This is a genomic window from Bacillus sp. SIMBA_074 (genome assembly GCF_046534555.1).
GTDB lineage: Bacteria > Bacillota > Bacilli > Bacillales > Bacillaceae_G > Bacillus_A > Bacillus_A mycoides.
This window is the reverse complement of sequence record NZ_JAWRYM010001317.1, coordinates 1-231: the sequence shown is the minus strand read 5'-3', so window position 1 is coordinate 231 and position 231 is coordinate 1. Positions and strand designations below refer to the sequence as shown.

Annotated in this window: 1 protein-coding gene; it reads left to right on the top strand. The window is 36.8% G+C overall.

What is annotated here, in order from left to right:
- Positions 1–88 precede the first annotated feature (88 nt).
- Positions 89–231: CvpA family protein (locus tag SB773_RS34975; RefSeq protein ID WP_410595181.1), on the top strand; the 143-nt coding region annotated here is incomplete at its 3' end.

The following is a 231-nucleotide window of genomic DNA, read 5'->3' as shown; positions in this document are numbered from 1 at the left end:
GCCGTGAATACCATCCACGAATATATTAAATTAAAAGATGAACTAGACCAGCTTCAACTGGAATTAAAGAGAGAGAAGGACTGAGTACATGCTTGATTTAGCAATTCTAGCCATTCTTTTAATCGGTTTATTAATCGGTTTAAAGCGTGGCTTCATTTTACAAATGGTTCATATGACAGGGTTTATAGTAGCCTTCATCGTCGCATATGTATTTTACGGAGATCTTGCTCC